Origin of the sequence: Siccibacter turicensis LMG 23730, from assembly GCF_000463155.2 — a bacterium.
Lineage (GTDB): Bacteria > Pseudomonadota > Gammaproteobacteria > Enterobacterales > Enterobacteriaceae > Siccibacter > Siccibacter turicensis.
The window spans coordinates 108,535-134,172 of sequence record NZ_AWFZ01000061.1; the positions used below are offsets into that span (position 1 = coordinate 108,535).

General features: G+C 59.4%; 27 protein-coding genes. 17 read left to right on the forward strand and 10 right to left on the reverse strand.

Going from position 1 to position 25,638, the window contains the following annotated elements:
- Nucleotides 1–571: flagellin (locus DW58_RS21480; protein ID WP_268873306.1), on the forward strand; the 571-nt coding region annotated here is incomplete at its 5' end.
- Here DW58_RS21480 and DW58_RS18440 read toward each other — a convergent pair.
- Both DW58_RS18440 and DW58_RS18445 read right to left on the reverse strand, forming a co-directional pair.
- Nucleotides 572–895, reverse strand: a complete 324-nt coding sequence (locus DW58_RS18440; protein ID WP_024547935.1) for an AzlD domain-containing protein — start codon at nucleotides 893–895, stop codon at nucleotides 572–574.
- Nucleotides 895–1,557, reverse strand: a complete 663-nt coding sequence (locus DW58_RS18445) for an AzlC family ABC transporter permease (RefSeq protein ID WP_024547934.1) — start codon at nucleotides 1,555–1,557, stop codon at nucleotides 895–897. The genes DW58_RS18440 and DW58_RS18445 overlap by 1 nt, the downstream gene beginning before the upstream one ends.
- A 101-nt stretch (nucleotides 1,558–1,658) precedes the next feature.
- Here DW58_RS18445 and DW58_RS18450 point away from each other — a divergent pair, with 101 nt between their 5' ends.
- The 7 genes from DW58_RS18450 to DW58_RS18480 all read left to right on the forward strand — a co-directional run bounded on the left by DW58_RS18450 (nucleotide 1,659) and on the right by DW58_RS18480 (nucleotide 7,940).
- Nucleotides 1,659–2,207: a helix-turn-helix domain-containing protein gene (locus tag DW58_RS18450; RefSeq protein ID WP_024547933.1), complete on the forward strand. Its 549-nt coding sequence runs from the start codon at nucleotides 1,659–1,661 to the stop codon at nucleotides 2,205–2,207.
- Nucleotides 2,208–2,342: 135 nt separating this feature from the next.
- Complete coding sequence (locus DW58_RS18455; RefSeq protein ID WP_024547932.1) at nucleotides 2,343–2,552, forward strand: YdgH/BhsA/McbA family protein; 210 nt, start codon at nucleotides 2,343–2,345, stop codon at nucleotides 2,550–2,552.
- 107 nt (nucleotides 2,553–2,659) lie between these two features.
- Nucleotides 2,660–3,670: a LacI family DNA-binding transcriptional regulator gene (locus tag DW58_RS18460; RefSeq protein ID WP_024547931.1), complete on the forward strand. Its 1,011-nt coding sequence runs from the start codon at nucleotides 2,660–2,662 to the stop codon at nucleotides 3,668–3,670.
- Nucleotides 3,671–3,772: 102 nt separating this feature from the next.
- The gene (locus tag DW58_RS18465; protein WP_024547930.1) at nucleotides 3,773–5,896 is read left to right on the forward strand and encodes an alpha-galactosidase; all 2,124 of its coding nucleotides are present in this window, start codon (nucleotides 3,773–3,775) and stop codon (nucleotides 5,894–5,896) included.
- A 51-nt stretch (nucleotides 5,897–5,947) separates the two neighbouring features.
- The gene (locus tag DW58_RS18470) at nucleotides 5,948–7,222 is read left to right on the forward strand and encodes an MFS transporter (protein WP_024547929.1); all 1,275 of its coding nucleotides are present in this window, start codon (nucleotides 5,948–5,950) and stop codon (nucleotides 7,220–7,222) included.
- A gap of 118 nt (nucleotides 7,223–7,340) precedes the next feature.
- The gene (locus tag DW58_RS18475; protein ID WP_152525672.1) at nucleotides 7,341–7,571 is read left to right on the forward strand and encodes an AbrB/MazE/SpoVT family DNA-binding domain-containing protein; all 231 of its coding nucleotides are present in this window, start codon (nucleotides 7,341–7,343) and stop codon (nucleotides 7,569–7,571) included.
- The gene (locus DW58_RS18480) at nucleotides 7,572–7,940 is read left to right on the forward strand and encodes a type II toxin-antitoxin system PemK/MazF family toxin (protein ID WP_024547927.1); all 369 of its coding nucleotides are present in this window, start codon (nucleotides 7,572–7,574) and stop codon (nucleotides 7,938–7,940) included.
- Nucleotides 7,941–7,998: 58 nt separating this feature from the next.
- Here the strand turns inward: DW58_RS18480 and rhaM are convergent, their stop codons facing one another.
- The 5 genes from rhaM to rhaB form a co-directional block, all read right to left on the reverse strand.
- On the reverse strand, nucleotides 7,999–8,313 hold the full coding sequence (gene rhaM / locus DW58_RS18485; RefSeq protein ID WP_024547926.1) for an L-rhamnose mutarotase: 315 nt from the start codon (nucleotides 8,311–8,313) through the stop codon (nucleotides 7,999–8,001).
- Entirely contained in the window at nucleotides 8,310–9,458 is a 1,149-nt protein-coding gene (fucO, locus tag DW58_RS18490) for a lactaldehyde reductase (protein ID WP_024547925.1), read from the reverse strand. The genes rhaM and fucO overlap by 4 nt, the downstream gene beginning before the upstream one ends.
- Nucleotides 9,459–9,553: 95 nt before the next feature.
- Nucleotides 9,554–10,384 (reverse strand): rhamnulose-1-phosphate aldolase, encoded by an 831-nt coding sequence (rhaD, locus tag DW58_RS18495; protein ID WP_024547924.1) that lies wholly within the window; start codon nucleotides 10,382–10,384, stop codon nucleotides 9,554–9,556.
- Nucleotides 10,385–10,500: 116 nt separating this feature from the next.
- The gene (gene rhaA / locus DW58_RS18500) at nucleotides 10,501–11,760 is read right to left on the reverse strand and encodes an L-rhamnose isomerase (protein WP_024547923.1); all 1,260 of its coding nucleotides are present in this window, start codon (nucleotides 11,758–11,760) and stop codon (nucleotides 10,501–10,503) included.
- Nucleotides 11,757–13,226: a rhamnulokinase gene (rhaB, locus tag DW58_RS18505; RefSeq protein ID WP_024547922.1), complete on the reverse strand. Its 1,470-nt coding sequence runs from the start codon at nucleotides 13,224–13,226 to the stop codon at nucleotides 11,757–11,759. The genes rhaA and rhaB overlap by 4 nt, the downstream gene beginning before the upstream one ends.
- Before the next feature lie 298 nt (nucleotides 13,227–13,524).
- Here rhaB and rhaS point away from each other — a divergent pair, with 298 nt between their 5' ends.
- A complete protein-coding gene (gene rhaS / locus DW58_RS18510; RefSeq protein WP_024547921.1) occupies nucleotides 13,525–14,361 on the forward strand; it encodes an HTH-type transcriptional activator RhaS in 837 nt (278 codons plus the stop codon).
- Between the two features lie 73 nt (nucleotides 14,362–14,434).
- Nucleotides 14,435–15,286, forward strand: coding sequence for an HTH-type transcriptional activator RhaR (gene rhaR / locus DW58_RS18515; RefSeq protein WP_024547920.1), 852 nt, complete (start codon nucleotides 14,435–14,437; stop codon nucleotides 15,284–15,286).
- On the opposite strand, the gene rhaT is transcribed toward rhaR, so the two are convergent.
- The gene (gene rhaT, locus DW58_RS18520) at nucleotides 15,287–16,321 is read right to left on the reverse strand and encodes an L-rhamnose/proton symporter RhaT (RefSeq protein WP_024562678.1); all 1,035 of its coding nucleotides are present in this window, start codon (nucleotides 16,319–16,321) and stop codon (nucleotides 15,287–15,289) included.
- Between the two features lie 391 nt (nucleotides 16,322–16,712).
- Between rhaT and sodA the strand changes: the two genes are divergently transcribed.
- Nucleotides 16,713–17,333, forward strand: coding sequence for a superoxide dismutase [Mn] (gene sodA / locus DW58_RS18525; protein WP_024547918.1), 621 nt, complete (start codon nucleotides 16,713–16,715; stop codon nucleotides 17,331–17,333).
- 50 nt (nucleotides 17,334–17,383) lie between these two features.
- Here the strand turns inward: sodA and DW58_RS18530 are convergent, their stop codons facing one another.
- Nucleotides 17,384–18,277: a dihydrodipicolinate synthase family protein gene (locus DW58_RS18530; protein WP_024547917.1), complete on the reverse strand. Its 894-nt coding sequence runs from the start codon at nucleotides 18,275–18,277 to the stop codon at nucleotides 17,384–17,386.
- Nucleotides 18,278–18,448: 171 nt separating this feature from the next.
- On the opposite strand from DW58_RS18530, the gene yiiM reads away from it, so the two are divergent.
- Nucleotides 18,449–19,138, forward strand: coding sequence for a 6-hydroxyaminopurine reductase (yiiM, locus tag DW58_RS18535; protein WP_024547916.1), 690 nt, complete (start codon nucleotides 18,449–18,451; stop codon nucleotides 19,136–19,138).
- A 56-nt stretch (nucleotides 19,139–19,194) separates the two neighbouring features.
- Here yiiM and DW58_RS18540 read toward each other — a convergent pair whose 3' ends face one another.
- Nucleotides 19,195–20,148, reverse strand: coding sequence for a LacI family DNA-binding transcriptional regulator (locus DW58_RS18540; protein WP_024547915.1), 954 nt, complete (start codon nucleotides 20,146–20,148; stop codon nucleotides 19,195–19,197).
- A gap of 294 nt (nucleotides 20,149–20,442) precedes the next feature.
- On the opposite strand from DW58_RS18540, the gene DW58_RS18545 reads away from it, so the two are divergent.
- The 5 genes from DW58_RS18545 to DW58_RS18565 all read left to right on the forward strand — a co-directional run bounded on the left by DW58_RS18545 (nucleotide 20,443) and on the right by DW58_RS18565 (nucleotide 25,635).
- On the forward strand, nucleotides 20,443–20,757 hold the full coding sequence (locus tag DW58_RS18545) for a PTS sugar transporter subunit IIB (RefSeq protein WP_024547914.1): 315 nt from the start codon (nucleotides 20,443–20,445) through the stop codon (nucleotides 20,755–20,757).
- A gap of 11 nt (nucleotides 20,758–20,768) precedes the next feature.
- Nucleotides 20,769–22,094: a PTS sugar transporter subunit IIC gene (locus DW58_RS18550; RefSeq protein ID WP_024547913.1), complete on the forward strand. Its 1,326-nt coding sequence runs from the start codon at nucleotides 20,769–20,771 to the stop codon at nucleotides 22,092–22,094.
- Nucleotides 22,095–22,169: 75 nt separating this feature from the next.
- Nucleotides 22,170–22,472 carry a PTS lactose/cellobiose transporter subunit IIA gene (locus DW58_RS18555; RefSeq protein WP_024547912.1) on the forward strand — a complete coding sequence of 101 codons (303 nt, stop codon included), beginning with the start codon at nucleotides 22,170–22,172 and terminating at the stop codon, nucleotides 22,470–22,472.
- 149 nt (nucleotides 22,473–22,621) lie between these two features.
- Nucleotides 22,622–24,001: a carbohydrate porin gene (locus DW58_RS18560; protein ID WP_024547911.1), complete on the forward strand. Its 1,380-nt coding sequence runs from the start codon at nucleotides 22,622–22,624 to the stop codon at nucleotides 23,999–24,001.
- A gap of 263 nt (nucleotides 24,002–24,264) precedes the next feature.
- Nucleotides 24,265–25,635: a Fic family protein gene (locus tag DW58_RS18565; protein WP_024547910.1), complete on the forward strand. Its 1,371-nt coding sequence runs from the start codon at nucleotides 24,265–24,267 to the stop codon at nucleotides 25,633–25,635.
- Nucleotides 25,636–25,638: the final 3 nt, after the last annotated feature.

The following is a 25,638-nucleotide window of genomic DNA, read 5'->3' on the forward strand; positions in this document are numbered from 1 at the left end:
CGATGGGCAAAACGGTGCGCAGATGCAGGAGCGTATTCGCCTACTGGGCACCGTTCCGGAAGATTTGATCGTAATGGTGGTGGGGAACGGCTCTTTCAGCAGCAACCTTACCTGGGGCTCGCTGCCGGAGCCGACTCAGACGCCCGCCAAACCGCCACGCGCCAGCGCGCCGGTGGAGATCGTCACCAGCGCCAATTTCGGCGATGAAATGACAAAAAAAACCATCGCGCCCACCCCGGCGGACACCAAAACCCTCGGCATATCGAAAAGTCGGCTCGATCCGGCGGACGAGGCGAGTAAAGCCCTTGGGGCACTGGACAAGGCGCTGGAGAAGGTGAGCAGCTACCGTGGGGAGTACGGCAGCCTTATCAATACCTTTGAATCGGCGAAATCGACGCTGGCGCAGAGCACGCTCGCCACCACGGCGGCGCGCAGCCGCATTGAAGATGCCGACTATGCGCTGGAAGTCAGCCAGATGAGCCGGGCGCAGATCCTCTCGCAGGCGGGCAACGCCGTGCTGGTGCAGGCGAACCAGATGCCGGAAGTGGCGTTAACCCTGCTGAAAGGATAATCAGGGAACGCCGAGCTGACGCAGGCCGGCAGTCACCGCGGCGGCCGCGATAATCACCACAATCAGCGGCGTTTTGCGCCACGCCAGCAGAACCGCCACCGCGACGCCGCACAGGCGCGCCATGCCGCCAAAGCTGGTGCCGGAATAGAGCGTGGTCGCCAGCGCTACCGCAAACAGCAGGGTAGTCGCCGCATCCGACAGCATGCCCTGCGCCCGTTCAGACAGCGCCATGCGGTTCCCCAGCTTCGCCCCGCCAAACCGCATCAGCCAGGTGCCGAGCGACAGCACGATAATCCCCAGAATCACCAACAGCGTATCGTGCATCATTTCTTCCTCATTACAACGCCGAGCAGCGACAGCAGCACCGGCAGCCCCACCGGCGCGAACGGCACAGCCGCCAGCGAAATTGCCGCACCGCTGGTGGCGCGAATAAGCGTGGTGCGGTTTTTCAGCGCCGGGATCACCAGCGCCAGCAGAATGGCCGGGAATACCGCATCCAGGCCAATTGCTTCGGGCGAGGGCAACAGGGTGCCGATCGCGCTGCCAATCAGCGCGCCAAGCGGCCAGACCAGCGCCACGCCCAGTCCGCACAGCCAGAACGCGGCTTTGCGCTGCTCGTGAGTGGCCTGAGCAAGGCCGAACACCACGCTTTCATCATTCATGATGTGGCTGCCAAGCACGGCGGCGGCACGTCTGCCCACCAGCTCGCGCACCGCCACGCCGAAGGGGATATGGCGGGCGTTAACCAGCAGGCCCGCAGCGGCGGCGGCAAGGGGATGCCCACCGCTGGCGACGATACCGATAAACATAAATTCTGACGCCCCGGCCAGCACGAACACCGACAGCACCAGCGGTAGCCAGAGCGGAAAACCATAGGCCATCGCCAGCGAACCGTAAGAGACGCCCACCACGCCCACCGCCAGGCATACCAGGAAAATGGCTTTTTTAGTGTCGCCGCTCAGACAAGCAAACCGTTGCATTACCATAGATAGTTAACCATATCGAACGAGTATTCATTATAATGAACACAGTGAGTATGAATTTCAAGCGAACGATCGTTCGTTATAAAGAACAACCGGAGGGGTAAATGAACCCGCCCATTGAAGTTATTGCCGCAAGCCTGGTGCGCGAGCGCACCCGTGCCGGTCTGTCGCTGGCGGAAATTGCCCGCCGCGCCGGGATTGCGAAATCCACCCTTTCCCAGCTGGAAGCGGGTAAAGGGAATCCTGGCCTGGAAACGCTGTGGGCGCTGTGCGTGGCGCTGGGCATTCCGTTTGCGCGCCTGTTCGAACCTCAGGCCGCCCCGACGCAGGTTATCCGTCGCGGGGAGGGCACCCGCGTGGTGGCGGAGCAGGCCAACTATCAGGCGATCCTGCTGGCGACCTGCCCGCCAACGGCACGGCGCGATATTTATCTGCTGATGGCGCAGCCGGGCGCGGATCGCGTCTCACAGCCGCATTCACCGGGCTCGGTGGAGCACATTATTATTACCCAGGGCCGGGCGGTGGTCGGGCTGATGGATGCCGCAGAAGAGCTGCATCCGGGGGATTACATCTGTTATCCGGCAGATCGCGAACACGTGTTTCGCGCGCTGGAGCCGGATACGCAGGCGCTGCTGGTGGCCGAACAGAACTGATAGCATGACTAGTTCAATTTTTATGAACAAGCTCAGCAAATCCTTCCGCTTTTTGTTGAGGGGAGTGGGGTCTATTATTACTCCATCGAAGGCGATAAGCCTTCTCCCTGACAAATTACGATGAAGGAATACCCGATGAAAACTATCAAAAATTTTGTTGCAGTTCTCGCCCTGACCTCCGCTTTCGGTGCTTTTGCTGGCCAGACCGTGACCGCAACCGGTTCTACGCTCGATGATACCGAAGCGAAAATTGCCGCACAGGCGCAGGAGATGGGCGCGTCGTATAAAATCACCTCCGCCTTCAACCGCGACCAGGTTCATATGACCGCTGAACTGTCTAAATAAATGAATTCATGTCGAAAGAGCGCCTGAGGGCGCTTTTTTTGTTATATGGACTCGGTGGCGGGGATGCGCGACACTAGCCCGCGATCACTCTTTACGGGCCGCTTACCATGTCGCTAAAAGCCATCGCCACACATCTGGGTCTTTCCGTCACCACGGTCAGCCGTGCGCTGAACGGCTATGACGACGTCTCGCAGGAGACCCGGGCGCGCGTCGAAGCGGAAGCGCAGCGTCGCGGCTACCGGCCAAATACCTTCGCCCGCCGCCTGAAAATGGGCAAAATCGACGCCGTCGGGCTGGTGTTTCCGGTGCTGCCCGCCCCGCTGAATAACAGCGTGTTTCTCGGGATGGTGGGCGAGATCAGCCGCGAACTGGCGCAGTACGAAATCGATTTGCTGCTGATTGCCGATGACGATCTGGCGGACCGCCACAGTTATATGCGTCAGGTGCAGAGCCGCCGCGTCGACGCCCTGATCGTCGCGCACACGCTGGATAACGATCCCCGGCTGCAGGAGTTACAGCGCGCTAATTTCCCTTTTCTGGCGCTGGGCCGCAGCCAGCTTGCGCAGCCCTACGCCTGGTTTGATTTCGATAATCAGGCCGGAACCCGGCAGGCAACGGAGCGGCTAATTGCGCTCGGCCATCAGCGCATTGCCCTGCTCGGGGAGAACAACAGCCAGGCCTTTATCACCCAGCGACGGGACGGCTGGCGCGAGGCGCTGCGTGCGCATCACCTCTCCGACGCCTGGCTGCGCCTGCTGCCGCCTACCCGCCGCGCCGGGTATAAAGCGACGCTGGAGCTGCTCGCACTGCCCACGCCGCCCACGGCGATCGTCACCGACTGCAACTCCCACGGCGATGGCGCGGCAATGGCGCTGCAAACGCTCGGTCGTCTGCAAGGTGACAACGCGGTATCGCTGGTGGTGTACGATGGTCTGCCGCCGGACAGCATCGTTGAACTTGACGTTGCTGCGGTGATCCAGTCCACCCGTCAGGGCGTGGGGCAGCAGATTGCCGATATGGTGCGCCGCCTCATTGCCGGTGAACCGCTGACGCAGCTGCAGGTGCTCTGGCAGCCAGAGTTTTTCCCCGGCGTGACCCTGAATTCCCCTCCGCAATAATTCTCAATAATTTAACAACGCTCACATAACCGAAACATTGTGGTTGGCATCCGAAACGTTTCGGATCAACAGTTAACGCAGACCCGATTCAGGAGATGCTTTATGGAAGCGCGCTGTTACCGCCTCACCAGTGGTGCCACCGATGTGATCATCACTACCGCACCGTTCCCGGAAATTGTTTACTGGGGGGCGCATCTTGCCCACTTTTCGCCGCAGGATCGCCACAGTTTGACGCGCCCGGTGGCTAACGGTCGGCTGGATGTCGATTCCCCGATTACGCTGATGGCCGAGAACGGCCATGGCCTGTTTGGCGCGCCGGGTCTGGAGGGGCATCGCAACGGCCTGGACGCCTCGCCGGTCTTTACGCCGACGCGCGTGGCGCAGCAGGGCAATGCCCTGACGATCCTCTGCGAGGACGTCAATGCCGGTCTGGGGCTGGTCAGCGAACTGGTGCTGACCGACAGCGGCGTGCTGAAGGTGCGCCACGCGCTTACCAACCAGCGTGCCCAGCCGTGGCAGGTGGATCGCTTCGCCGTCACGCTGCCGGTGCCGGAGCGGGCGGGCGAGGTGATGGCGTTTCACGGTCGCTGGATCCGCGAGTTCCAGCCGCACCGCGTAGCGCTGAGCCATGACGGCTTCGTGCTGGAAAACCGCCGCGGGCGCACCTCACATGAACATTTTCCGGCGCTGATTGCCGGCACGCCGGGCTTCCACGAGCAGCAGGGCGACGTCTGGGGCGTGCATCTTGGCTGGAGCGGCAACCACCGCATCAAGTGCGAAGCGAAAACCGATGGCCGCCGCCTGATCCAGGCCGAAGCGCTCTATCTGCCCGGTGAAATAGCGCTGGAAGAGGGGGAAACGCTGCATACGCCGTGGCTCTATGCCAGCTTCTCCGCCGCCGGGCTGAACGGCATGAGCCAGCAGTTCCACCGCTTCCTGCGCGACGAGATTATCCGCTTCCCCGGCGACAAGCCGCGCCCGGTGCATCTCAATACCTGGGAGGGGATCTACTTCAATCACGACCCCGCGTACATCATGCAGATGGCGAGCCGCGCCGCCGAACTGGGCGTCGAGCGCTTTATCATCGATGACGGCTGGTTTAAGGGACGTAATGACGACCATGCTGCGCTCGGCGACTGGTATCTCGATGAGAACAAGTATCCGGACGGGCTGATGCCGGTGATCGACCACGTGAAATCCCTCGGCATGGAGTTCGGTATCTGGGTAGAGCCGGAGATGATTAACCCCGATTCCGATCTCTGTCGCGCTCATCCCGACTGGGTACTGGCGCTGCCGGGCTACCCGAAAACCACCGGACGTCACCAGTGGGTGCTGAACCTGAGTATTCCCGAGGCGTTTGACTATCTGGTGGAGCGCCTGAGCTGGCTGCTGGGTGAGCATCCCATCGACTACGTGAAGTGGGACATGAACCGCGAGCTGGTGCAGCCCGGGCATCATGACAGAGCCGCAGCAGACGCCCAGACGCGCCAGTTCTATCGCCTGCTCGACACCCTGCGGGCACGTTTCCCGCAGGTGGAGTTTGAGTCCTGCGCCTCGGGCGGGGGACGTATCGACTACGAAGTGCTGACCCGCAGCCACCGTTTCTGGGCGTCAGATAATAACGATGCGCTGGAGCGCAGCACCATCCAGCGCGGCATGAGCTATTTCTTCCCGCCGGAAGTGATGGGCGCGCATATCGGCAACCGCCGCTGTCATGCCACGTTTCGCCAGCACAGCATCGCCTTCCGCGGCCTGACGGCGCTGTTTGGTCATATGGGGCTGGAGCTGGACCCGGTCACCGCCGATGCCGAGGAATACGCAGGCTACCAGCGCTATTCCGCGCTCTACAGGCGCTGGCGCGGGCTGATCCATTCCGGCACGATGTGGCGGGTGGCGATGCCGGACGCCACCACGCAGGTACAGGGCGTGGTGAGCGAGGATAAAACCCAGGGGCTGTGGCTGGTGAGCCAGCTGGCGATGCCGGATTACACGCTGCCCGGCGCACTGAGAATACCGGGCCTGGAGCCAGGGGCGCGTTACCAGATTCGGCTGGAAGACCCGTCCACCCTGCCGTTAACCGGTGCCGGCGGGCATACCATGCGCAAGCTGCCAGGCTGGATGACGTCGCCCGTCAGCGCCAGCGGCGAATGGCTGGCGCAGGCCGGGCTGCAGCTGCCGGTGATGGACCCGGAAACGGCCCTGCTGATTGTCGTTGAACGAGTGTAACGGAGCGGGGCCGCATGGCCCCGACGCGCCACGCCTTTGAGGATATCCTGAATGAACACCACCGCCTGTACCTACAAAAATAACCCTAACTTCTGGATTTTCGGTCTGTTCTTTTTTCTCTACTTCTTTGTCATGGCGACCTGTTTTCCGTTCCTGCCGATCTGGCTGTCGGACATCATTGGCCTGAACAAAACCGATACCGGCATCGTCTTCTCCTGCATCTCGCTGGCAGCCATCAGCTTCCAGCCGCTGCTTGGCGTGATCTCCGATAAGCTCGGGCTGAAGAAGCACCTGCTGTGGATCATCACCCTGCTGCTGGTGCTGTTTGCGCCGTTTTTCCTCTACGTTTTTGGTCCGCTGCTGAAGGTAAACATCTGGCTTGGGGCGCTGAGTGGCGGGCTGTATATTGGCTTCGTTTTTTCATCCGGTTCGGCGGCGATTGAGGCCTATATTGAACGCGTCAGCCGCAACAGCGCGTTTGAATACGGCAAGGCACGCATGTTCGGCTGTCTCGGCTGGGGGTTATGCGCCTCCACCGCCGGGATCCTGTTCAACGTTAATCCGGCGCTGGTGTTCTGGATGGGGTCCGGCGCGGCACTGCTGATGATGGTGCTGCTGATCCTGGCGCGTCCAAAACCGAATCAGACGGCGCAGGTGATGGGTGCGCTGGGAGCAAACCAGCCGCAGATCACCGCGAAGATGGTATTCGGTCTGTTCCGTCTGCCAAAGATGTGGATGTTCATTCTCTACGTTGTTGGCGTGGCCTGCGTCTACGACGTGTTTGATCAGCAGTTCGCGACCTTCTTTAAATCCTTCTTCGCCACGCCGGAAGCCGGCACGCGGGCATTTGGCTTCGCCACCACCGCCGGGGAGCTGTGCAATGCCATCATCATGTTCTGCTCGCCGTGGATTATTAACCGCATCGGTGCGAAAAATACCCTGCTGATCGCCGGCACCATCATGGCGACACGCATCATCGGCTCGGCTTTCGCCACCACGGTAGTGGAAGTGGTGGCGCTGAAGATGCTGCACGCGCTGGAAGTGCCGTTCCTGCTGGTGGGTGCTTTCAAATATATCACCGGCGTGTTCGATACCCGCCTTTCCGCCACCATCTATCTGATTGGTTTCCAGTTCTCAAAACAGATGATGGCGATCTTCCTCTCCGCCTTCGCCGGCAATATGTACGACCGCATCGGCTTCCAGGATACCTACCTGATGCTCGGCTGCTTCGTGTTGACCGTGACGGTGGTGTCGGCGTTTACCCTCTCATCCAGCAAACGCAAAGGTGAGGTAGCGCAGCCAGAGAAGCTGGCGCAGCGCGTCTAATATTTAAACAGCGTTACAGCGCGCGGATGATTATGTTATGCTCAAAAGTGTTACTTTGTGAGACTTGGGGTCTGAAATGAACGCAACAAGGCTAAGGCAACAAGGTGGGGCGGTCATCATGACCATCCCTAAAGAAACGCTGATGCAAATGAACTGGGAAGCAGGAATGGTGGTGGAGTTGCACCCTGCCGGTCAATCGCTGACGGTAACATCGGAACAGCCGCGTCCGCGGGGGAAAAAATCACTCGCCGAGCTTCTTAAGGGTATCGACAAGGATGAAATTCAACAGCTTAACGAGGCGATGGGCGATGCGTTGAACTCCCCACCTGTTGGCAAGGAGATCGTGTAGATGGCACCAGGGATGAAATTTCCGCATAAGGGAGAAATCTGGCACGTAAATGGCGACCCGACAACAGGCCGCGAATTTCAGGGTCCACACTATTATCTGGTGATTACAGATAAACAGCTGGTCAAAGCATTAGGCGTCGCCACCTGTGTGCCCATTACCACAGGTGGAAGCGCCGCGCGATCTGCGCAGGTTACGGTCACGCTGGACGGCGGCAGTACCGATAAAGGCAGCGTAACCGGTGTGGCTCTGTGTTACATGATGAGAAGTATGGATTTGAAAGCACGTGGTGCCCGATATCACTCTACGGTGGAAGCCTCGGTCATGCGTGAAGTGCTTGATAAGGTTGTCGATATCATCGACCCGCAGTAAAACGCGCTATTGTTGCTACATAAAAAAGCCCGCTTGCGCGGGCTTTTTGTTACGGCCACTACGGCAAATAAAATACCGGCGTCAGCGGCTCGCTTACCGGGCTGTTATCCGGATTGGCGGGCATGATGTCCCGCATGTGCTGCCACCAGCGCTGGCAGACCTCGGTCTGCGCCACCGCATCCCAGCGCGCTTCCGATTCAATCTCCACCGTTGCGAACAGCAGATTCCGCTGCGCATCAAGCCAGATGGCGTAGTGGTGCGCGCCGTGGGCTTTCAGCACCGCTTCCAGTTCGGGCCAGATGGGGGAGTGACGACGCTGGTATTCGGCGTGCGCGTCGGGGTTCACCTGCATAACAAAGGCTTTACGGATCATAGCGCCTCCAGATAGAGGTCGCGCACCTCGTCGCGGCTGGCGGTGCGCGGGTTACAGGGGGCGCACGGGTCGGCAAGCGCGTTGTCCAGCCAGCCTTCGATATCCGCTTTCGTCACGCCGAGCTGGCTGAAGCCTGACGGAATACCGACCCTGGCGCTGAGCTGCCGGATGGCGGTGATGGCGGCCTGGCTTGCTGCCTCCTCGGTCATGCCCTGCGTGTTCACGCCCATCGCCTGAGCGACACGGGCAAAGCGCGCCACCGCGTTCGGGCGGTTAAAGTTTTCGATGATCGGCAGCAGGATGGCGTTGCACACCCCGTGCGGCAGGTTGTGGGTGGCCCCCGGCTGATGGGCGAGGGCGTGAACCAGGCCCAGCCCGGCGCTGTTGAACGCCATCCCGGCCAGATACTGCCCGCAGGCCATCATCTCGCGCGCCTCCAGGTTACTGCCGTCCTCCACCGCTCTCGGCAGCCACTGGCAAATCAGGCGAATCGCCTCCAGCGCGTTGGCATCGGTCAGCGGGTGCGCCCCCACCGACACATAGGCTTCCACCGCGTGGGTCAGAGCGTCCATGCCGGTGGCGGCGGTGATGGCTGGCGGAATGGCGACCATCACGCTGGCATCATCCACGGCGATGTCGGGAATGATATGCGCGTCGATGATCACCTCTTTGACGTGGCGCGCCGGGTCGATGATCACCGCGTTGCTGGTCATCTCCGCCGCCGTTCCGGCGGTGGTGTTGATTGCCACCAGCGGCACGCCGGGATGGGTAACGTTGCCGACGCCGGCGTAGGCGGTGGACGGGCCAGGATTCGCGGTAAGGATTTTCACCGCCTTGGCGGTATCGATAGGGCTGCCGCCGCCGAAGGCGATAAGGTAGTCGCAGTCCGCCTGACGCCAGGCGTCATACGCCTCCTGCACCAGCGTCTCGGTGGGGTTGGGAAATACCTTGTCAAACAGGTGGTACGACATCTGGTGGGTGTCCAGCGCGCTGAACAGGCTGTCCAGCAGGCCCAGCTTCACCAGCTGTCCATCGGTAACAATCAGGGCCTTGCCCCACCCTTTACCCGCGACCATCTGCACCATGTCGCCGATGGCGCCTGCGCCGTGCAGGCTGATTTTAGGAAGCGCCAGCATAAAGCTCATGATTACTCTCCTTAAGAATAAAGCTCGATCCCCGGCGGCAGCATTTATGCCGCCGGGGGCGTTCAATTCCGTCTGTGCTGGAGGCGGCTGGCGGCTTAGTCGTACAGGTTCAGCGCCGACTGCATCGGCGAGACGCCGAAACGCTGACCCAGCGCAATCAGCTCCTGACGGGTGATGGTCTGCTTCATCCCGCCCATGGCGTAGACTTTTACCAGCACTTCGGCGGATTTCTCGGCGGTGTCGATCAGGCCAAACGTCTCGTCAAGCGTTGGGCCGCTGCCGAACACGCCGTGGAACGGCCACAGTACCAGGGCGTGCTTCTGCATCGCGTCTGCGGTGGCACGGCCAATCTCATCGGTGCCCGGCACCATCCACGGCAGAATGCCCACCCCGTCCGGAAAGACCACCAGACACTCGGTGCTGCCTTCCCACAGCTTGCGGGTGATGAGATTGCTGTCGTTTTCCAGCACGTAGGTCAGGGCAATCAGGTTGGTGGCGTGGCAGTGCATGATCACGCGATCGTTGCCCTGGGTTGCGCGCATGCGCTCGGCGTGCGAGAGGAAGTGCGCCGGCAGTTCCGAAGTCGGCACCGCATCGTGGGTTAATCCCCACAGAATGTGATAGCCCGCGCCATCGCTGTCGACCTTCACAATGCCGAGATTGGCGGTCGGGTCGAGCTGCACGTTGCGGAAGAACTTGCCGGAGCCGGTGACGATAAACGGCGTGTTCGCCAGCAGCGGCATCGGCTGGCTCAGGGCGATGTAGCGCGGCTGGGGGTGAAAATCGGCGTGAAACGGCGCGATATCGGCGTCACCCAGACGCAGCGTCAGGTTGCCGCCGTTGCGCTCGTCCCAGCCCTTCAGCCAGGCGTCGGAGGTGGCTTTGATCATGCCCTGGACAAACCAGGCGTCGAGAATGTTCTGCATTGTCTTGTGGTTCCTGTTGGTACGGTGCGGAGATCTCCCCGCACCCTGACCTCTCGCCAGGGAGAGGAAAAGAGAGGCGCCTGTTGTCGCGAAGCGCGTTTTCGGTCGCGGTGAGGTTACGCCCGTGCGCGCAGCACGCCGTTCTCGTATTCGCGCACGTTGTCCAGCCACTGGCTTCCCGCCGGCGTGTCGTGGCGCTGACAGTACATCTCCCAGACCGCCTGCCACGGCATCGACTTCTGCTCCTCCAGCAGGGCAAGGCGCGCGGTGTAGTCGCCGCGGTTCTCCAGCGCGCGTAGCGTGTCGGTGGGCTCCAGCAGCGCGCGCAGCAGCGCTTTTTTCATATTGCGGGTGCCGATGGTCCAGGCCGCGATGCGGTTGATGGAGGCATCAAAGAAGTCGAGGCCGATGTGAACGCGATCGAACAGGTTGTGGCGGATGATTTCGCTGGCGATGGCCTGGGTTTCGTCATCCAGCAGCACCACATGGTCGCTGTCCCAGCGTACCGGACGGCTGACGTGCAGCAGCAGGCGCGGCACATAGAGCATGGCGCTGGAGATTTTGTCGGAAATCACTTCGGTAGGATGGAAGTGGCCGGCATCGAGGCACAGCGCGGTCTGGCGGCTGGTGGCGTAGCCCATGTAAAACTCATTCGAGCCGACGGTGTAGCTCTCGGCGCCAATGCCGAACAGCTTGCTCTCTACCGCATCGATATGGTGCGCCGGGTTGAGCTTTTCGCTGATTACCTCGTCGAGTGCCGCCAGCAGGCGCCGACGCGGGGCCAGGCGGTCGATGGTGATGTCCTTCATGCCGTCCGGGATCCAGATGTTCATCACCGACGGGGTGCCGAGCTGCTCGCCAAAAAAGGCCGATACGCGGCGGCTGGCTTTGCAGTGGTCAATCCAGAACTGACGGATCTCATCGTTGGCGTGGGCCAGGGTAAAGCCGTCGGCGCTCAGCGGGTGTGAGAAGCAGGACGGGTTAAAATCCAGCCCCAGCCCGTTGGTTTTGGCCCACTCCACCCAGTTTTTATAGTGCTCAGGCTTGATCTCATTGCGCGCCACCGGGGTGTCGGACTCCAGATAGATTGCGTGCAGGTTGAGGCGTTTGGGGCCGGGGATCAGGCTGAACGCCAGCTCCAGATCGGCACGCAGCTCCTGCGCGTTGCGCGCTTTGCCCGGGTAGTTGCCCGTGGCCTGAATCCCGCCGGTCAGGGTGCCCTGCGGGTTTTCAAACCCGGCAACGTCATCGCCCTGCCAGCAGTGCATTGAAACCGGCAGGCGGTCAAGCTGGCGCAGCGCCTCCTCAACGTCAACGCCGATGGCGGCGAAGCGCTGTTTTGCGAGTTCCCATGCCTGTTCAAGTTGAGTGGTCATGCGCAAAGCTCCTTTTTCTGTCGTTTTTGCTGAAACTGCGCAACGTAGCGGGCAATTTCATGATCGGGATTGGGGGTCCAGGTGGTGAGGGCGTAGTTGTCACGCACCACCTGACGGAAGTCGTCAACGTTGTGCAGTTCGTCGAGGGTCATCAACTGAATGCCGATATTGCCGAGGGTGGACGCCTCCACCGGCCCGGCGATCACTGTGATGCCGCAGGCATCGGCACAGAGCTGGTTCAGCAGCGCGTTCTGGCAGCCGCCGCCGACGATGTGCAGCTGTTCGAAGCGGTGGCCGCGCAGGGCGGCCAGCTCGCTCAGCACCTCGGCGTAGAGCAGCGCCAGGCTGTCGAAAATGCAGCGCGCCAGCGCCGCGTCGCCGTCCGGCACCGGCTGGCCCGCGTCGCGGCAGGCGGCCTGAATTTCTGCGCTCATGTTTTCCGGGTTGATAAAACGATCGTCGTTCGGGTTGATGACGAAGCGGCAGGCGGGCAGGGCGCGGGTGCGCTCAATCAGGTCGGGCAGATCCGCCACCGCCTGCTCTTTCAGCACGCGCTGGAGCAACCACAGCCCCATGATGTTTTTCAGCACCCGGTAGCGCCCCTCCGCGCCGCCTTCGTTGGTGATGTTGGCCGCCAGCGCGGCGTCGCTGGTGTAGGGCGTTTTGCTCTCGAATCCCATCAGTGACCAGGTGCCGGAGGAGAGGTAGGCCGCGTGTTTTCCCGCCAGCGGCGAGGCGATAACCGCGCTGGCGGTGTCGTGGCTGGCGACGGCGACCACCGGAATGGCATTGCCCTGCGGGCAGCGCCAGTGGCCGATAACGTTGCCGGGGTGCGTTGGGGTGCCGAACCAGCCCGCCGGAATACCGGTCCAGGCCAGCAGCGTCTCGTCCCAGTTATCGGTGTTGATGTTCACCATCTGGGTGGTGGTGGCGTTGGTGTACTCCCAGTTCAGGTTGCCGGTCAGGCGGTAGCTGAAGTAGTCCGGGATCAGCAGCGCGTGCGCCACCTCCGGGAGCAGCGCCGGCTGCTGCTGCGCCAGGGCGTAAAGCTGATAGAGCGTGTTAAACGGCAAAAACTGGATACCGCTGCGGCGATAAATCTCCGCTTTGCCGGGGTGGCGGCAGGCCTGGGCCATCACGCCGTTGGTGCGATCGTCGCGGTAGGCGATGGGCAGCCCCACGCGTTCGCCCTCGCGGTTCAACAGCACCACGTCCACGCCCCAGGTATCTATCCCGATGCTGTCGGGCTGAATGCCCTGCTGGCAGACCTTTTCCAGCCCGGTGCGGATCTCCGCCTCCAGGCTGTCGAGATCCCAGCACGCATGGCCCTGTTTTTTTTGCAGGGCGTTCGCGAAACGGTGCATTTCGCGCAGGGCGAGCGCCCGGGTGGTGGGGTCGTATTCGGCAAGCATGACGCGTCCGCTGGAGGCACCTAAATCGACTGCGACGCAATAACGAAAGCCCATGTTGAGATCCTTCTGGTAATCACTGCGTCCAGTCTAAAAAAGTGCCTGGCGCTGAACCTTCTCCCCACGGACAGGCTTGCGGGCGGGCTGGCAAGAAAGCAAAGGTGAACGTGAGGCAGTTCACAGAATCTCGTTCCGGGCGTCGGCCAGCGGGATGTGATGCTCGCCGCATTTCCCGATCTTTCCCGCTGTTTCTTGAAAAAATGACAGGCTTTGGCGGTTTTACGGTCGAAAATTCAAGGTGAGGTTGACGACCCTTAATTACTATTTGAGAAAATTTCTCATCGCAGGGGGCGTTATGACCGTACTACATAGCGTGGATTTCTTTCCGTCAGGCAACGCGCCGGTGGCCATCGAGCCGCGGCTGCCTCAGGGCGCATTTCCTGAGCATCATCATGATTTTCATGAAATTGTGATTGTGGAACACGGCACCGGTATTCACGTGTTCAACGGCCAGCCCTACACCATCAGCGGCGGGACCATCTGCTATGTGCGCGATCATGACCGTCACCTTTATGAGCACACCGACAACCTCTGTCTGACCAACGTGCTGTACCGCTCGCCGGACGCGTTCCAGTTTCTCTCCGGCCTCAACCAGCTGCTGCCTCAGGAGACCGAGGGCCACTACCCCTCCCACTGGCGCGTGAACCAGAGCACACTCAATCAGGTGCGGCAGATCGTGCAGCAGCTGGAGCAGGACGATGAGGCGTCAGACGCGCCGGCCCTCGCCAACCGTGAAATGCTGTTTATGCAGCTGCTGGTGATGCTGCGCAGAAGCAGCCGGGCAGAGGGCGCGCTGAATAACGATGCGCGGCTGAGTCAGCTGCTGGCCTGGCTTGAGGATCACTTTACCGAGGAGGTGTGCTGGGAGTCGCTGGTGGCGCGGTTCTCACTCTCGCTGCGCACGCTGCACCGTCAGCTAAAGCAGCAGACCGGATTAACCCCGCAGCGCTATCTCAACCGCCTGCGCCTGATCAAAGCGCGCCACCTGCTGCGCCACGGCGACCAGAGCGTCACCGACATTGCCTACCAGTGCGGCTTTGGCGACAGCAATCACTTCTCGACGCTGTTTCGCCGCGAGTTCAACTGGTCGCCGCGCGATATTCGCCAGGGGCGCGATGTTTCTGGTCAGTAACGCGAGAGCAGTCACCGACTTTTGAACGTCACGTGGTTAATAATAAAGGGTTATTAGCCGCTGAGGTGATGCTGTGGGCAACCCGTTAATTCTTCGTAAAGCCGATTTTTTCGCCAGCGCCACGCAGCCGGTCGCCGTGGCGGATCGCTATCCGCAGCATGTGTTTGCTGAGCATACTCACGAGTTTTGCGAGCTGGTACTGGTGTGGCGCGGCAACGGTCTGCACATTCTTAACGGACGTCCGTACCGCATCACCCGCGGTGACCTGTTTTATATCCGCGCCGAAGACAAGCACGCCTACGCCTCGGTCAACGATCTGGTGCTGCAAAACGTGATCTACTGCCCGGAGCGGCTGACGCTCAACGTCGACTGGGGGCAGCACATCCCGGGCTTTCAGGCGACGAGCTGGACGCCGCACTGGCGGCTGGGCACGACCGGCATGGCGCAGGCAAAGCAGGTGATCGCCCTGCTGGAGCAGGAGAGTAAACAGGCCGCTGCCGTGGCCAGTCACCAGATGGCCGAACTGCTGTTTGCCCAGCTGGTGCTGACGCTAAGCCGCCACCGCTACGGCACCGATAATCTTCAGGCCACCGCCAGCGAAACCCTGCTCGATAAGCTGATCACCGCCCTGGCGGGCAGCCTCAACCGGCCCTTTATGGTGGATGCGTTTTGCGAGCGGGAGCAGTGCAGCGAGCGCACGCTGCGCCAGCAGTTTCGCGCCCAGACCGGAATGACCATCAACCACTATCTGCGCCAGCTGCGCGTGTGCCACGCCCAGTATTTATTGCAGCACACGGAGCTGATGATCGGGGAAGTGGCGATGCGGTGCGGGTTTGAGGACAGTAACTATTTTTCGGTGGTGTTTACCCGGGAAGTGGGGATGACGCCAAGCCAGTGGCGTCATCGCAGTCGCGTGGCGGCGTAGTCAGTTCGCCATGCCCAGGCCGACGATGTTTGCGGCAATAATGATCACCACGCACCCCAGACTCAGCACGCTCACCGGTCGCCGGCCTGCCGCTTTCCACTCTTTGAGCAGCAGCCCCACCAGCCCGCCGCACAGCACGTAGAAGCTCATGTGCAGCATCCAGCTCATGTAGTCATACTGCGCCGGGATTCTGGCGTGGCCCCAGGCGTAGAAGAAAAACTGCAGGTACCACATCAGCCCACCCAGCGCGGCGAACAGCACGTTGGCAATCAGCAGCGGTTTCGCCACCGAGAAGTCGGCTTTTATCGACAGGTTTTTCACTTTCGCCAGGCGGATAAAACAGAAGCCCAGGTTCACCACCGCGCCGCCGCCCATGATCACCACGTAGCTTGGCAGGGCGACGTAGAGCGGGTCGACGCCGAGCGCCGCCGCGGCTTCATGCATCGGCTTCGCGGCGTCCATGGCGAAGGACATTCCGGCGGAGAAAATACCGCACATCACCGCCAGCAGCAGGCCCTTCTTGAGGTTGAACTCTTCGGCCCGGATGCCCATTTTGCGCTCTTTAAGCTGACCGGCTCGGGTGACGATAGCGACGCCAACCAGCGCCACGACGACACCGAGCAGGGTCATGCGTCCGCCTGCTGTACCAATCAGCACGTCAAATTTCCCGGCGATGATCGGGGTCATCAGCGTGCCGACGATAAGCGTGATGCCGATAGCGATGCCGATGCCCATCGACATGCCCAGGTAGCGCATGGTCAGCCCATAGTTAATGTTCCCGATGCCCCACATGGCGCCAAACAGGAAAACCGGCAGCAGCGTCGAGAGGCTGAACCCGTCGTAGTAGGCCCAGAAATTGGGCAGCAGCAAGGCGCTGACCGTCCAGGGCAGGATTATCCAGGAAACGCACCCGCCAACCGCCCACATGGTTTCCCAGGACCAGCGCTGCACTTTCTTGAACGGGGCATAAAAGCAGGCGGCGCTCGCCGCACCCACCAGGTGCCACAGGATCCCCATTGTTATCGCGTTACTCATTTTTTTTATCCCTCAGGTTTATCGACCAACGAGACGGGGTGTCAGCACACGTCCCCGATAACCGAGTCTAAAGAGTGAGCAACAGCGGAACCTTCGATGCACTGCCGTGCCTTAACGAAAACTGGCAAAAATTCAGGGGGTGGGGTCGATAACGATCACAGTTCTCGGTTTCGTTTTCATCGCAAGCAGAGGGTACGACGCGGCGAGGGGAAAATTCGGATTTTATGCCGGTAACTGTGATTCCTGGCTCTAAATCATAACCATAAGTTATAACCACAGAGAAAGTACGGCATTGATAAACATTTTCAAGATCATTTAATTAACTATAATGAACCCACTGCTTACGCGGCGCTTACACCTCTGCCGCCCGACAACAATGGAGATGATGATTATGAGTTATACACTGCCATCCCTGCCGTACGCTTATGACGCACTGGAACCGCACTTCGATAAGCAGACGATGGAAATCCATCACACCAAGCATCACCAGACTTACGTTAACAACGCCAACGCGGCGCTGGAAAGCCTGCCTGAGCTGGCGAATCTGCCGGTTGAAGAACTGATCGCGAAACTGGACCAGGTTCCGGCTGACAAGAAAACCGTACTGCGCAACAACGCGGGTGGCCACGCTAACCACAGCCTGTTCTGGAAAGGCCTGAAAAAAGGCACCACCCTGCAGGGCGACCTGAAAGCGGCTATCGAGCGCGATTTCGGCTCTGTTGAGAAATTCAAAGAAGAGTTCGAGAAAGCTGCCGCTACCCGTTTCGGCTCCGGCTGGGCGTGGCTGGTACTGAAAGACGACAAACTGGCTGTGGTGTCTACCGCAAACCAGGACAGCCCGCTGATGGGCGAAGCTATCTCTGGCGCTTCCGGCTTCCCGATCCTGGGCCTGGACGTGTGGGAGCACGCTTACTACCTGAAATTCCAGAACCGCCGTCCGGACTACATCAAAGAGTTCTGGAACGTGGTTAACTGGGACGAAGCTGCAGCGCGTTTCGCCGCTAAAAAATAAGCCGTCCTGAACGGAACGAGCCGACCCGAGGGTCGGCTTTTTTATGCCCGCTACGCGATGCCAAACAGCGCATCCACCTCGCTCAGCTGTGCGGCGGTTAATTCACCGCCCGCATTGCGTGATCGGGTCTGGCTGTAGCCAAACCGACGCGCTACCACGGTTTTAATCGTCGTCACAAAATCATCCCCGATGGTGTAAATCGCCGAATAGCGGCTGATGTCGCGCTGTACCTCGCACAGCGTAGCCAGATCGCCCTGGGCGAAGGCGTCCCTGGCGCGGACGAACAGCTCCGGCACGATGTTGTTCAGCCCGGAGATAATTCCGCCGCCCCCGGTGAGCAAATTGGGAATGTAATACTCGTCGTAGCCCGACAGCACGGTAAAGTCAGGGCGTACCGCCTGGGTGGCGAGGATCATGTTGCGAGTGTGGGACTGGCAGTCGACGGTATCCTTTATGCCGGCAAAGTGCGGAAACTCCGCAGCGAGAGTCGCCACCAGTTCCGGGGTTAAATCGCAGCCGGTACGCGCCGGGAAGTTATAGGCAAACCACGGCCCCTGAATCCGGCGTCCCAGCTCACGATAGTACGCCAGCAGCTGTTGCGTGGTCTGGCCGTAGTAATAGGGCGGCAGGATCATCACCGCCTCGTACCCAACGCGGTGCGCCTCATCGGCCAGCCGCAGAATGTCCGGCACGCAGGTGGAGGAGACGTTGACCACCATCGGCGCGGCGCGCATTGCGCGCGCTTCACGGATCAGCAGCAGGCGCTCCTCCAGGGTAAACGAGGCGAACTCGCCGATGCTGCCCATCAGCAAAATCACGTCGAGCCTGGCGGCGGTCAGACGTTCCAGGTGGCGAGCCAGCGCCGGTAGATCAAGATTTCCCTCGGTATCGAGCGGCGTAATGGAGGGGCACCAGACGCCATTAAATGCGGGCTGAAGAGTCACGTCGTTCACTCCTTATTTATGAAATAGCGTTTCACTCCTTTTAGTGATAGCACTTCAGGTCCTCCTCCACCCGCACGGTGGTCGTATTTTGCACCGCGCATCGCGAATTTTGTTGCAAAGCGTCCGCGCAGCGGCGAGCCTGTGGCGGGTCACAGGCACAAGGAGTCGCAGATGAAATTTCCTGTAGAAGTCTTTATCGGGCGCGTACAGAAGTACGAAGGAACCCGGCCAAGCGCCATCGCAAAACGCGAGGTGGAGGGTGAAGTGATGCTCACCGGGCTGGGGCTGGAGGGTGACGAGCAGGCCGAGAAGAAAATCCATGGCGGGCCGGATCGCGCGCTGTGTCACTATCCGCGCGAGCACTATCTCTACTGGGCCCAGGCGTGCCCCGAGCAGGCCGATCGCTTCGTTCCCCCGGCGTTCGGCGAGAACCTTTCCAGCGTCGGGCTGGACGAGAAGAACGTGTTTATCGGCGATATTTTTCGCTGGGGCGATGCGCTGATTCAGGTGACGCAGCCGCGTTCGCCGTGCTTTAAGGTCAATTTCCACTTCGACATTGCCAACCTGGCGGCGCTGATGCAGCAGAGCGCGCGCACCGGCTGGCTCTACCGGGTGATCAACGACGGGGCGGTATCCCGCGACGTGCCGCTGGAGCTGGCGTCACGCCTGAGCGACGTCAGCGTTCATGACGCTGCGGCGATCGCCTGGCACCAGCCGTTCGACGACGAGCAGTATCATCGCCTGTTGAGTGCGCCGGGGCTGTCGGTAAGCTGGACGCGCACCATGCAGAAGCGCCGCGACTCACACAAAATTGAGAGCTTTTCGCGCCGGCTGTGGGGCAACAAGCCCGCGGTGAAATAAGCCTGTCCGGCACGGGTGCCGAAACGTAAAACGCCTCCCTGCGGAGGCGTTCTGTTTTAGCGCTTGCGGATAGTGGGCGTGATCAAATCCCCGCGCAGCACGCTGGCTCCCAACACGCGCTGGGTTTTCTCAGTCAGCCAACTGACGATGCGTGCCGCCATGGCATCCATAGAATATTCAATCGCCGGAATGGCGGGAATGCCGGGCAGCTGTAACGATCCGGCGAGGCTGAACACCATGATGTCGCCCGGCACCGATTTGTTAAACGCCTGAAGCTGGGCAATCACCCGCTGGGCTTCCTGTTCATCGGCGACCAGCAGCGCGTTGAAATTCAGCGTGGCCGCACTGTTGAGCAGCTCCTGCAACGCCACGGACGAGCTGACGGAATCCATAAACACCAGGCTGCGATTAAACGGCAAAAAGTTGTTTTCCAGCGCCAGCTTATAGCCGTGCAGCACCCGTTCGGCGGAGCCGTTGGTGTCCGGATGGATAAGTGCAATCTGACGTCGCCCCTGGCTTATCAGGTAGTTACAGGCGGTTTCCGCGGCAAAGGCGTGGTCGAACTGAATGCTGTTTGGCACATCGGTTTGTGCGCAGTCCACCAGAATAACGTTGTCGTGCGGCAGGTGCAGCGGGAAGCGGGCACCGATAATCAGCACGTCATCGCACAGCCCGCAGGTCAGCTCGTCAAGCGCGCTCATGACTTCCGCCTGGGTGTTGGCGAAGCGCAGCAGCAGGTGTTTCTGATGCTGGCTCAGGTGCTTTTCCAGCGCGTACAGATAGCCGGTGGTCTGGTTGATATTTTCCTGTGCGCAGATAACGCCAATGCAGCCGGTGGACTGGCTAAGCAGGGATTGAGCAATAACGTTAGGCCGATAGTTCAGTTCTTCGACTGCTTTCAGCACTGCCTGGCGACTGGCTTCCTTTACGCCGCGCGAACCACTCAACACCCGCGAAACCGTGGCTTTGGATACCCCAGCTAAACGTGATACATCGTTGATTGTTGACATCTTTTTCCCCTGACAGGCCTGCATACGGCCTAAAAATTCTCCGGCGATATTCGGCTCATAAAATCGCCAGCCCAGTATACCGGGTTTCCCGTTTCTCTGGAAACCGATTTTCCATTTCACGCCGTTTGCAGCCTAAAACGCCAAAAAATCCGTGATGCAAATCTAAATAAAAAGCCTGATTTGGCGCAGATGTTGACGCGTATCCCACTTCTTATTTCACCGTATGGAAAACGGTTTCCGTATGATATCCAATCAACGCCGCAATAACTATTTACATTTGAGGATGGATTGTCGATGGTCAGGATCATGCTGTGTTGTTCGGCGGGAATGTCTACCAGTCTGCTGGTAAGGAAAATGCTCGACGCCGCCCAGGAACGGGAATTGCCGGTTGAGATTGACGCTTACGGCGTCGCGGAATTTGATACCCAGTTCCCGCGCTATCAGGTGGTCCTGCTCGGGCCGCAGGTGAAATACATGTTAAGCACGTTGTCAGAAAAGGCTGCCTCCCACGGCATTCCGGTCAGACCCATCGAACCGATGGATTACGGCATGCAGCGCGGGGATAAGGTACTGGACTTTGCTCTGTCGCTTATCGAAGCGGCGCACTAAAAGGTGTCCCTATGAGTACGCTCTATCAGTCTATGGTTGCCGTTATCGAGCAAACCATTACCCCGCTGGCTGGTCGTCTTGGACAGCAGAAATACGTGATCGCCATCCGCGACGGTTTCACCGCCGCGCTGCCGTTCATGATCATCGGGTCGTTTATGCTGGTGTTCATTTTTCCACCGTTTGCCGCCGACACCACCAACGGCTTCGCCCGCGGCTGGTTGACGTTCTCTGAGAACTATCGCGAACAGCTGATGCTGCCGTTTAACCTCAGCATGGGCGTGATGACGTTCTTTATCTCCGTCGGGATTGGCGCAAGCCTCGGACGGCAGTTCCAGCTTGACCCGGTAATGGCCGGCCTGCTGGCGTTTATGGCCTTTCTGCTGGTGGCGGCGCCCTATGCGGATGGCAAAATCTCTACCCAATATCTCTCCGGGCAGGGCATCTTTACCGCGCTGATCACCGCGATCTACTCCACCCGGGTATACGCCTGGCTGAAGCAGCACAAGGTGACCATCCGTCTGCCGAAGGAAGTGCCCACCGGCGTGGCGCGCTCGTTTGAGATCCTGATTCCGGTGATGGTGGTGATCGGTACGCTGCACCCGCTTAACCTGTTTATTGAAGCGCAAACCGGCATGATTTTACCGCAGGCGATCATGCACCTGCTGGAGCCGCTGGTATCGGCCTCCGACTCCCTGCCGGCTATCCTGCTCTCCGTGCTGCTGTGCCAGATTTTCTGGTTCGCCGGCATCCACGGCTCACTGATTGTCACCGGCATCATGAACCCGTTCTGGATGGCGAACCTGTCAGCAAACCAGGCGGCGCTGGCGGCAGGCGCGGCACTGCCGCACGTCTATCTCCAGGGCTTCTGGGATCACTACCTGCTGATTGGCGGGGTTGGCTGTACGCTGCCGCTGGCGTTCCTGCTGCTGCGCAGCCGCGTGACCCATCTGCGGACCATCGGGAAAATGGGTATCGTGCCGAGCTTCTTTAATATCAACGAACCGATTCTGTTTGGCGCACCCATCATCATGAACCCGATGCTGTTTATCCCGTTCGTTTGCGTTCCGCTGGTGAACGCGTGCCTCGCCTACGGTGCGACGCGGCTCGGCTGGCTGTCTCAGGTGGTCTCCCTGACGCCGTGGACCACGCCGGCGCCAATCGGTGCCTCCTGGGCGGCGAACTGGGCGCTCAGTCCGTTGGTGATGTGCCTGGTGTGCATGGTGATGTCGGCGCTGATGTATCTGCCGTTCCTGCGTGCCTATGAACGTTCCCTGTTAAAAACCGAAGAGCAAAAAGCGCAAAGCACCGCGCCGCTGGCCCAGCCAGTCAGTTCGTAATCATTATTGCCCCGCAGCGTCGGATATCTATTGCCGACGCTACGGATCGTCACGCCTTAAAAACGGGTATTCCCCATGATTGAATTAGAAGAAGCCGTAATGGAAATTATCGTTAATGCCGGTCAGTCACGCAGCTTGTGTTTTGAAGCGCTGCGGGCGGCGCGTCAGGGAGAAATAGAGGAAGCGAAAAACCTGCTGCGAGAAGCGGACGGTTATTCGCGCCGGGCGCACCATATCCAGACCAAACTGATCGAGCAGGACGCCGGCGAGGCGCGGCAACCGATGACGCTGATTATGGTGCATGCTCAGGATCACCTTATGAACTCGCTGCTGGCGCGTGAATTATCCGAAGAGATTATTCAGCTCTACCAGCGTTAATGAATAAATAAAATAACGGAGAACCCGCAACGAAAATATAAGTGTCGCTCTGTACCCAATAAACAATGACATGGTGGTAGCGCAATTATTCCGTGAAATCCGGACGGGATGATTATTGTCTGAAAATAAAATACTACATCGAGACAAACATGAAATTACAGAAACAACTTCCAGTGGCGCTGGCGGTCATGGCTGCGCTGTGCTCAGGAAATGCCGTCGCACAAGAATTTACCCAGGAACAGATTGACGCCATTGTCGCCAAAGCGGTGGATAAAGCCCTCGCCGAGCGGCAGGAAAAAATCGACGCCGCCATCGCGAAAAAAGCCGATGTGATCAACGAGCCGGAAAGCCCGGCGCAGTCCCCCGATATGGCGATCCCGTTTGGCGTGAAGTTCTCGGGCTACGCCCGCTACGGCGCGCAGTTCCAGGCCGGCGATCAGAAGTTTGTCGGCGTGGACGGGTCGTATAACGGCTCCTCGGCCATTGGTCGCCTCGGTAACGAAGGCAACGGCGGCGAATTCCAGCTTTCTAAAGCGTTCAAGGGCGATAACGGCGCAATCTGGGACGTTAACGTCATGATCGACCACTGGGGCGATGAGGTGAACCTCAAAAAAGCCTATGCCGGTGTGACCAACATTCTTGAATCCAACCCGAACGCCTACCTCTGGGCAGGCCGCGACTTCCACCAGCGTCCGCAGCAGGGCATCAACGACTACTTCTGGATGAACCATGACGGCCAGGGCGGCGGGGTGAAAAACTTCGACATTGGCGGCGTGCAGTTTGACGTAGCGGCCGTAGCGGCAGTGGAATCCTGTAGCCCGGAGATCATGAACGACGAGGGTAACCCGTCGCGCATCACCTGTACCGGCGGTTCCGGCACCGGCGATAAGGGCAACTACGCCATCACCTCAAAAGTGCACGGCATGAAGGTTGGCCCGTTGGATCTGGAGCTGTACGCCAACTACGGCTTTGATTCAAAAGCGGTGGAGAGCGACGATCGCCTCAAGGCCTGGCAGGGCGGGGTGGTGCTGAGTCATACCGGTGACAACGGCGTGAACAAGCTGATCGCCCGCTACTCCGACAACTCGGACAACAGCGTTTACAACAAAACCGACGATCTGAAGACCATCTACGCCAGCTTTGAAGGGCTGCACAGATTCACCCAGCAGGCCCAGGTGGAGTATCTGCTCGCGTGGCATGACTATTCCAACGACTCGGACAACCGCGACGACCGCCGCAACTACAATGCGATTGTCCGTCCCATGTACTGGTGGAACGATGTGCACTCCACCTGGCTTGAAGCGGGCTGGCAGCGCGTTGACTACGATCAGGGCGGCGACAACCACGGCTGGAAGCTGACCCTGTCCCAGAACATCTCCATCGCCATGGGGCCGGAATTCCGTCCGATGCTGCGCTTCTACGTCACAGGTGGTGAAGTGGACAACGAGCGCACCGCACGCGTAAACGGCACCAACGACGAAACGCTGGATTCGTTCAACGTCGGCGCGATGTGGGAAGCCTGGTTCTAGTCATCAGCCCGACTGCCCGGCAAAGCCTGCCGGGCACGCTACGTCTTACCGGGAGTGGCCTCGCGCCACTCCCCCCACGTTATCCTCCTGGGCATATGCCCTTTCATGCGAATTTTCGCGACCGCAGCGCGGGTCCGCTGGCTCGTCAGCCTTTTGCGAGCCAGCTTTTTCGGTTTATGCCCCCAACCCCAGGGGAAATTGCTTGCTATTTAAACAGGCAAATCCTATCTTCACCTCAATTTAACGTCATTTTGAGGTGAACCGTGCGCGTATCCTCCCCGCCTGAGCTTGATATCTCGACCGCCTGGAATGAAGCATTATTGATGGAGTATTTAGAGAATATTCGCTTCCGAGGCTGGACTTACCTGCACTATGACCAGTTAAAACGCCGTTATCAGGATCAGGCGAAAGTTAACGCGCTCTGGTCCGCGATGAAGCTGTCTCGTTTCCTTTCATGCATGTATTTAAACCCCCTGGAGTGCGAGAAAGATGATGGCGTTATTCACGTTAATACGACGGCCACGATCCAGAAATCATGTTCAATGGTCGATCGCCTGACGTCATCGGCAGCGGAAACGGAACGCTATGAAAAATTCGATGCCGCTGACTATTTAATGGATGAGTTACGGCTGGCGGAATCTATCGCATCAAGCCAGCTCGAAGGCGCCGCGACAACCAGTCGGGTCGCGCTGGAGATGCTGAAAGTGGGGCGTAAGCCGCGCGATGAAGGCGAGAAAATGATCATGGGCAACTGGCGCATGATGAAGTATGTGTCGGAGCGTGGGGATGAGCCTTTCGATACAAACGAGCTGTTGAACATGCATCGCGTCGCCATTGAAGGCATTGATGACGAAAAATATTCTCCGGGAGAACTCAGGGGCGCCGCAGATGCCGTCGTGGTGGCTGACCTCGAAGGAAATGTTATTCATACGCCTCCTGCCGCAGAAGCGCTGCCCGAGACATTACAGAAACTGTGTGAGTTTATTAATATTCCGCATGAGCAAGCAGAGGATGAAAAATATCTTCATCCTCTGGTTAAAGCCTGCATTATTCATTTCATGATTGGCTATCTGCATCCCTTTAAAGACGGCAACGGGCGTACCGCACGGGCGCTTTTTTACTGGTATATGCTGAAATGCGGCTATACCGCGTTCCGCTATATCTCCGTCTCTAAGCTGTTAAAAAACGCGCCGGCGAAATATGTACGCGCCTATTTGTATTCTGAAACGGATGGCATGGATTTAACTTATTTTGTTAATTACCAATGCGATATCGTCTCCCGCGCCGTCACTGAATATATTGATTATATTAAAGAGATAATCACCACCCGCACCGAGCTTCGCCAGTGGCTTTACGATTCCGGAATTTTTAACAAGATAAACAGTCGCCAGCGTGATGTAGCGACTATCGCCATTAACCAGCCTGGCGTGCTGTTTACCGCCATGGAGGTCTCAACACGCATGGGCGTGTCTGAAAACACGGCGCGTGACGATTTGAAAAAGCTCACCGCGCTGGGGCTGATGCGGGCCATGAAAGAGGGCAAAGGGAACGTGTATCTTTCGCCAAAAAGCCTGCACGAACTCAAAAAATGGCACGGTAAAACAGCAAACCCGCCCTCTGCGCAGGACTGGTAACTA

Coding starts and splice junctions, on each gene's coding strand:
- DW58_RS18440 (WP_024547935.1), bottom strand. CDS start 895: ATGCACGATACGCTGTTGGTGATTCTGGGGATTATCGTGCTGTCGCTC.
- DW58_RS18445 (WP_024547934.1), bottom strand. CDS start 1,557: ATGGTAATGCAACGGTTTGCTTGTCTGAGCGGCGACACTAAAAAAGCC.
- DW58_RS18450 (WP_024547933.1), top strand. CDS start 1,659: ATGAACCCGCCCATTGAAGTTATTGCCGCAAGCCTGGTGCGCGAGCGC.
- DW58_RS18455 (WP_024547932.1), top strand. CDS start 2,343: ATGAAAACTATCAAAAATTTTGTTGCAGTTCTCGCCCTGACCTCCGCT.
- DW58_RS18460 (WP_024547931.1), top strand. CDS start 2,660: ATGTCGCTAAAAGCCATCGCCACACATCTGGGTCTTTCCGTCACCACG.
- DW58_RS18465 (WP_024547930.1), top strand. CDS start 3,773: ATGGAAGCGCGCTGTTACCGCCTCACCAGTGGTGCCACCGATGTGATC.
- DW58_RS18470 (WP_024547929.1), top strand. CDS start 5,948: ATGAACACCACCGCCTGTACCTACAAAAATAACCCTAACTTCTGGATT.
- DW58_RS18475 (WP_152525672.1), top strand. CDS start 7,341: ATGACCATCCCTAAAGAAACGCTGATGCAAATGAACTGGGAAGCAGGA.
- DW58_RS18480 (WP_024547927.1), top strand. CDS start 7,572: ATGGCACCAGGGATGAAATTTCCGCATAAGGGAGAAATCTGGCACGTA.
- rhaM (WP_024547926.1), bottom strand. CDS start 8,313: ATGATCCGTAAAGCCTTTGTTATGCAGGTGAACCCCGACGCGCACGCC.
- fucO (WP_024547925.1), bottom strand. CDS start 9,458: ATGAGCTTTATGCTGGCGCTTCCTAAAATCAGCCTGCACGGCGCAGGC.
- rhaD (WP_024547924.1), bottom strand. CDS start 10,384: ATGCAGAACATTCTCGACGCCTGGTTTGTCCAGGGCATGATCAAAGCC.
- rhaA (WP_024547923.1), bottom strand. CDS start 11,760: ATGACCACTCAACTTGAACAGGCATGGGAACTCGCAAAACAGCGCTTC.
- rhaB (WP_024547922.1), bottom strand. CDS start 13,226: ATGGGCTTTCGTTATTGCGTCGCAGTCGATTTAGGTGCCTCCAGCGGA.
- rhaS (WP_024547921.1), top strand. CDS start 13,525: ATGACCGTACTACATAGCGTGGATTTCTTTCCGTCAGGCAACGCGCCG.
- rhaT (WP_024562678.1), bottom strand. CDS start 16,321: ATGAGTAACGCGATAACAATGGGGATCCTGTGGCACCTGGTGGGTGCG.
- sodA (WP_024547918.1), top strand. CDS start 16,713: ATGAGTTATACACTGCCATCCCTGCCGTACGCTTATGACGCACTGGAA.
- yiiM (WP_024547916.1), top strand. CDS start 18,449: ATGAAATTTCCTGTAGAAGTCTTTATCGGGCGCGTACAGAAGTACGAA.
- DW58_RS18540 (WP_024547915.1), bottom strand. CDS start 20,148: ATGTCAACAATCAACGATGTATCACGTTTAGCTGGGGTATCCAAAGCC.
- DW58_RS18545 (WP_024547914.1), top strand. CDS start 20,443: ATGGTCAGGATCATGCTGTGTTGTTCGGCGGGAATGTCTACCAGTCTG.
- DW58_RS18550 (WP_024547913.1), top strand. CDS start 20,769: ATGAGTACGCTCTATCAGTCTATGGTTGCCGTTATCGAGCAAACCATT.
- DW58_RS18555 (WP_024547912.1), top strand. CDS start 22,170: ATGATTGAATTAGAAGAAGCCGTAATGGAAATTATCGTTAATGCCGGT.
- DW58_RS18560 (WP_024547911.1), top strand. CDS start 22,622: ATGAAATTACAGAAACAACTTCCAGTGGCGCTGGCGGTCATGGCTGCG.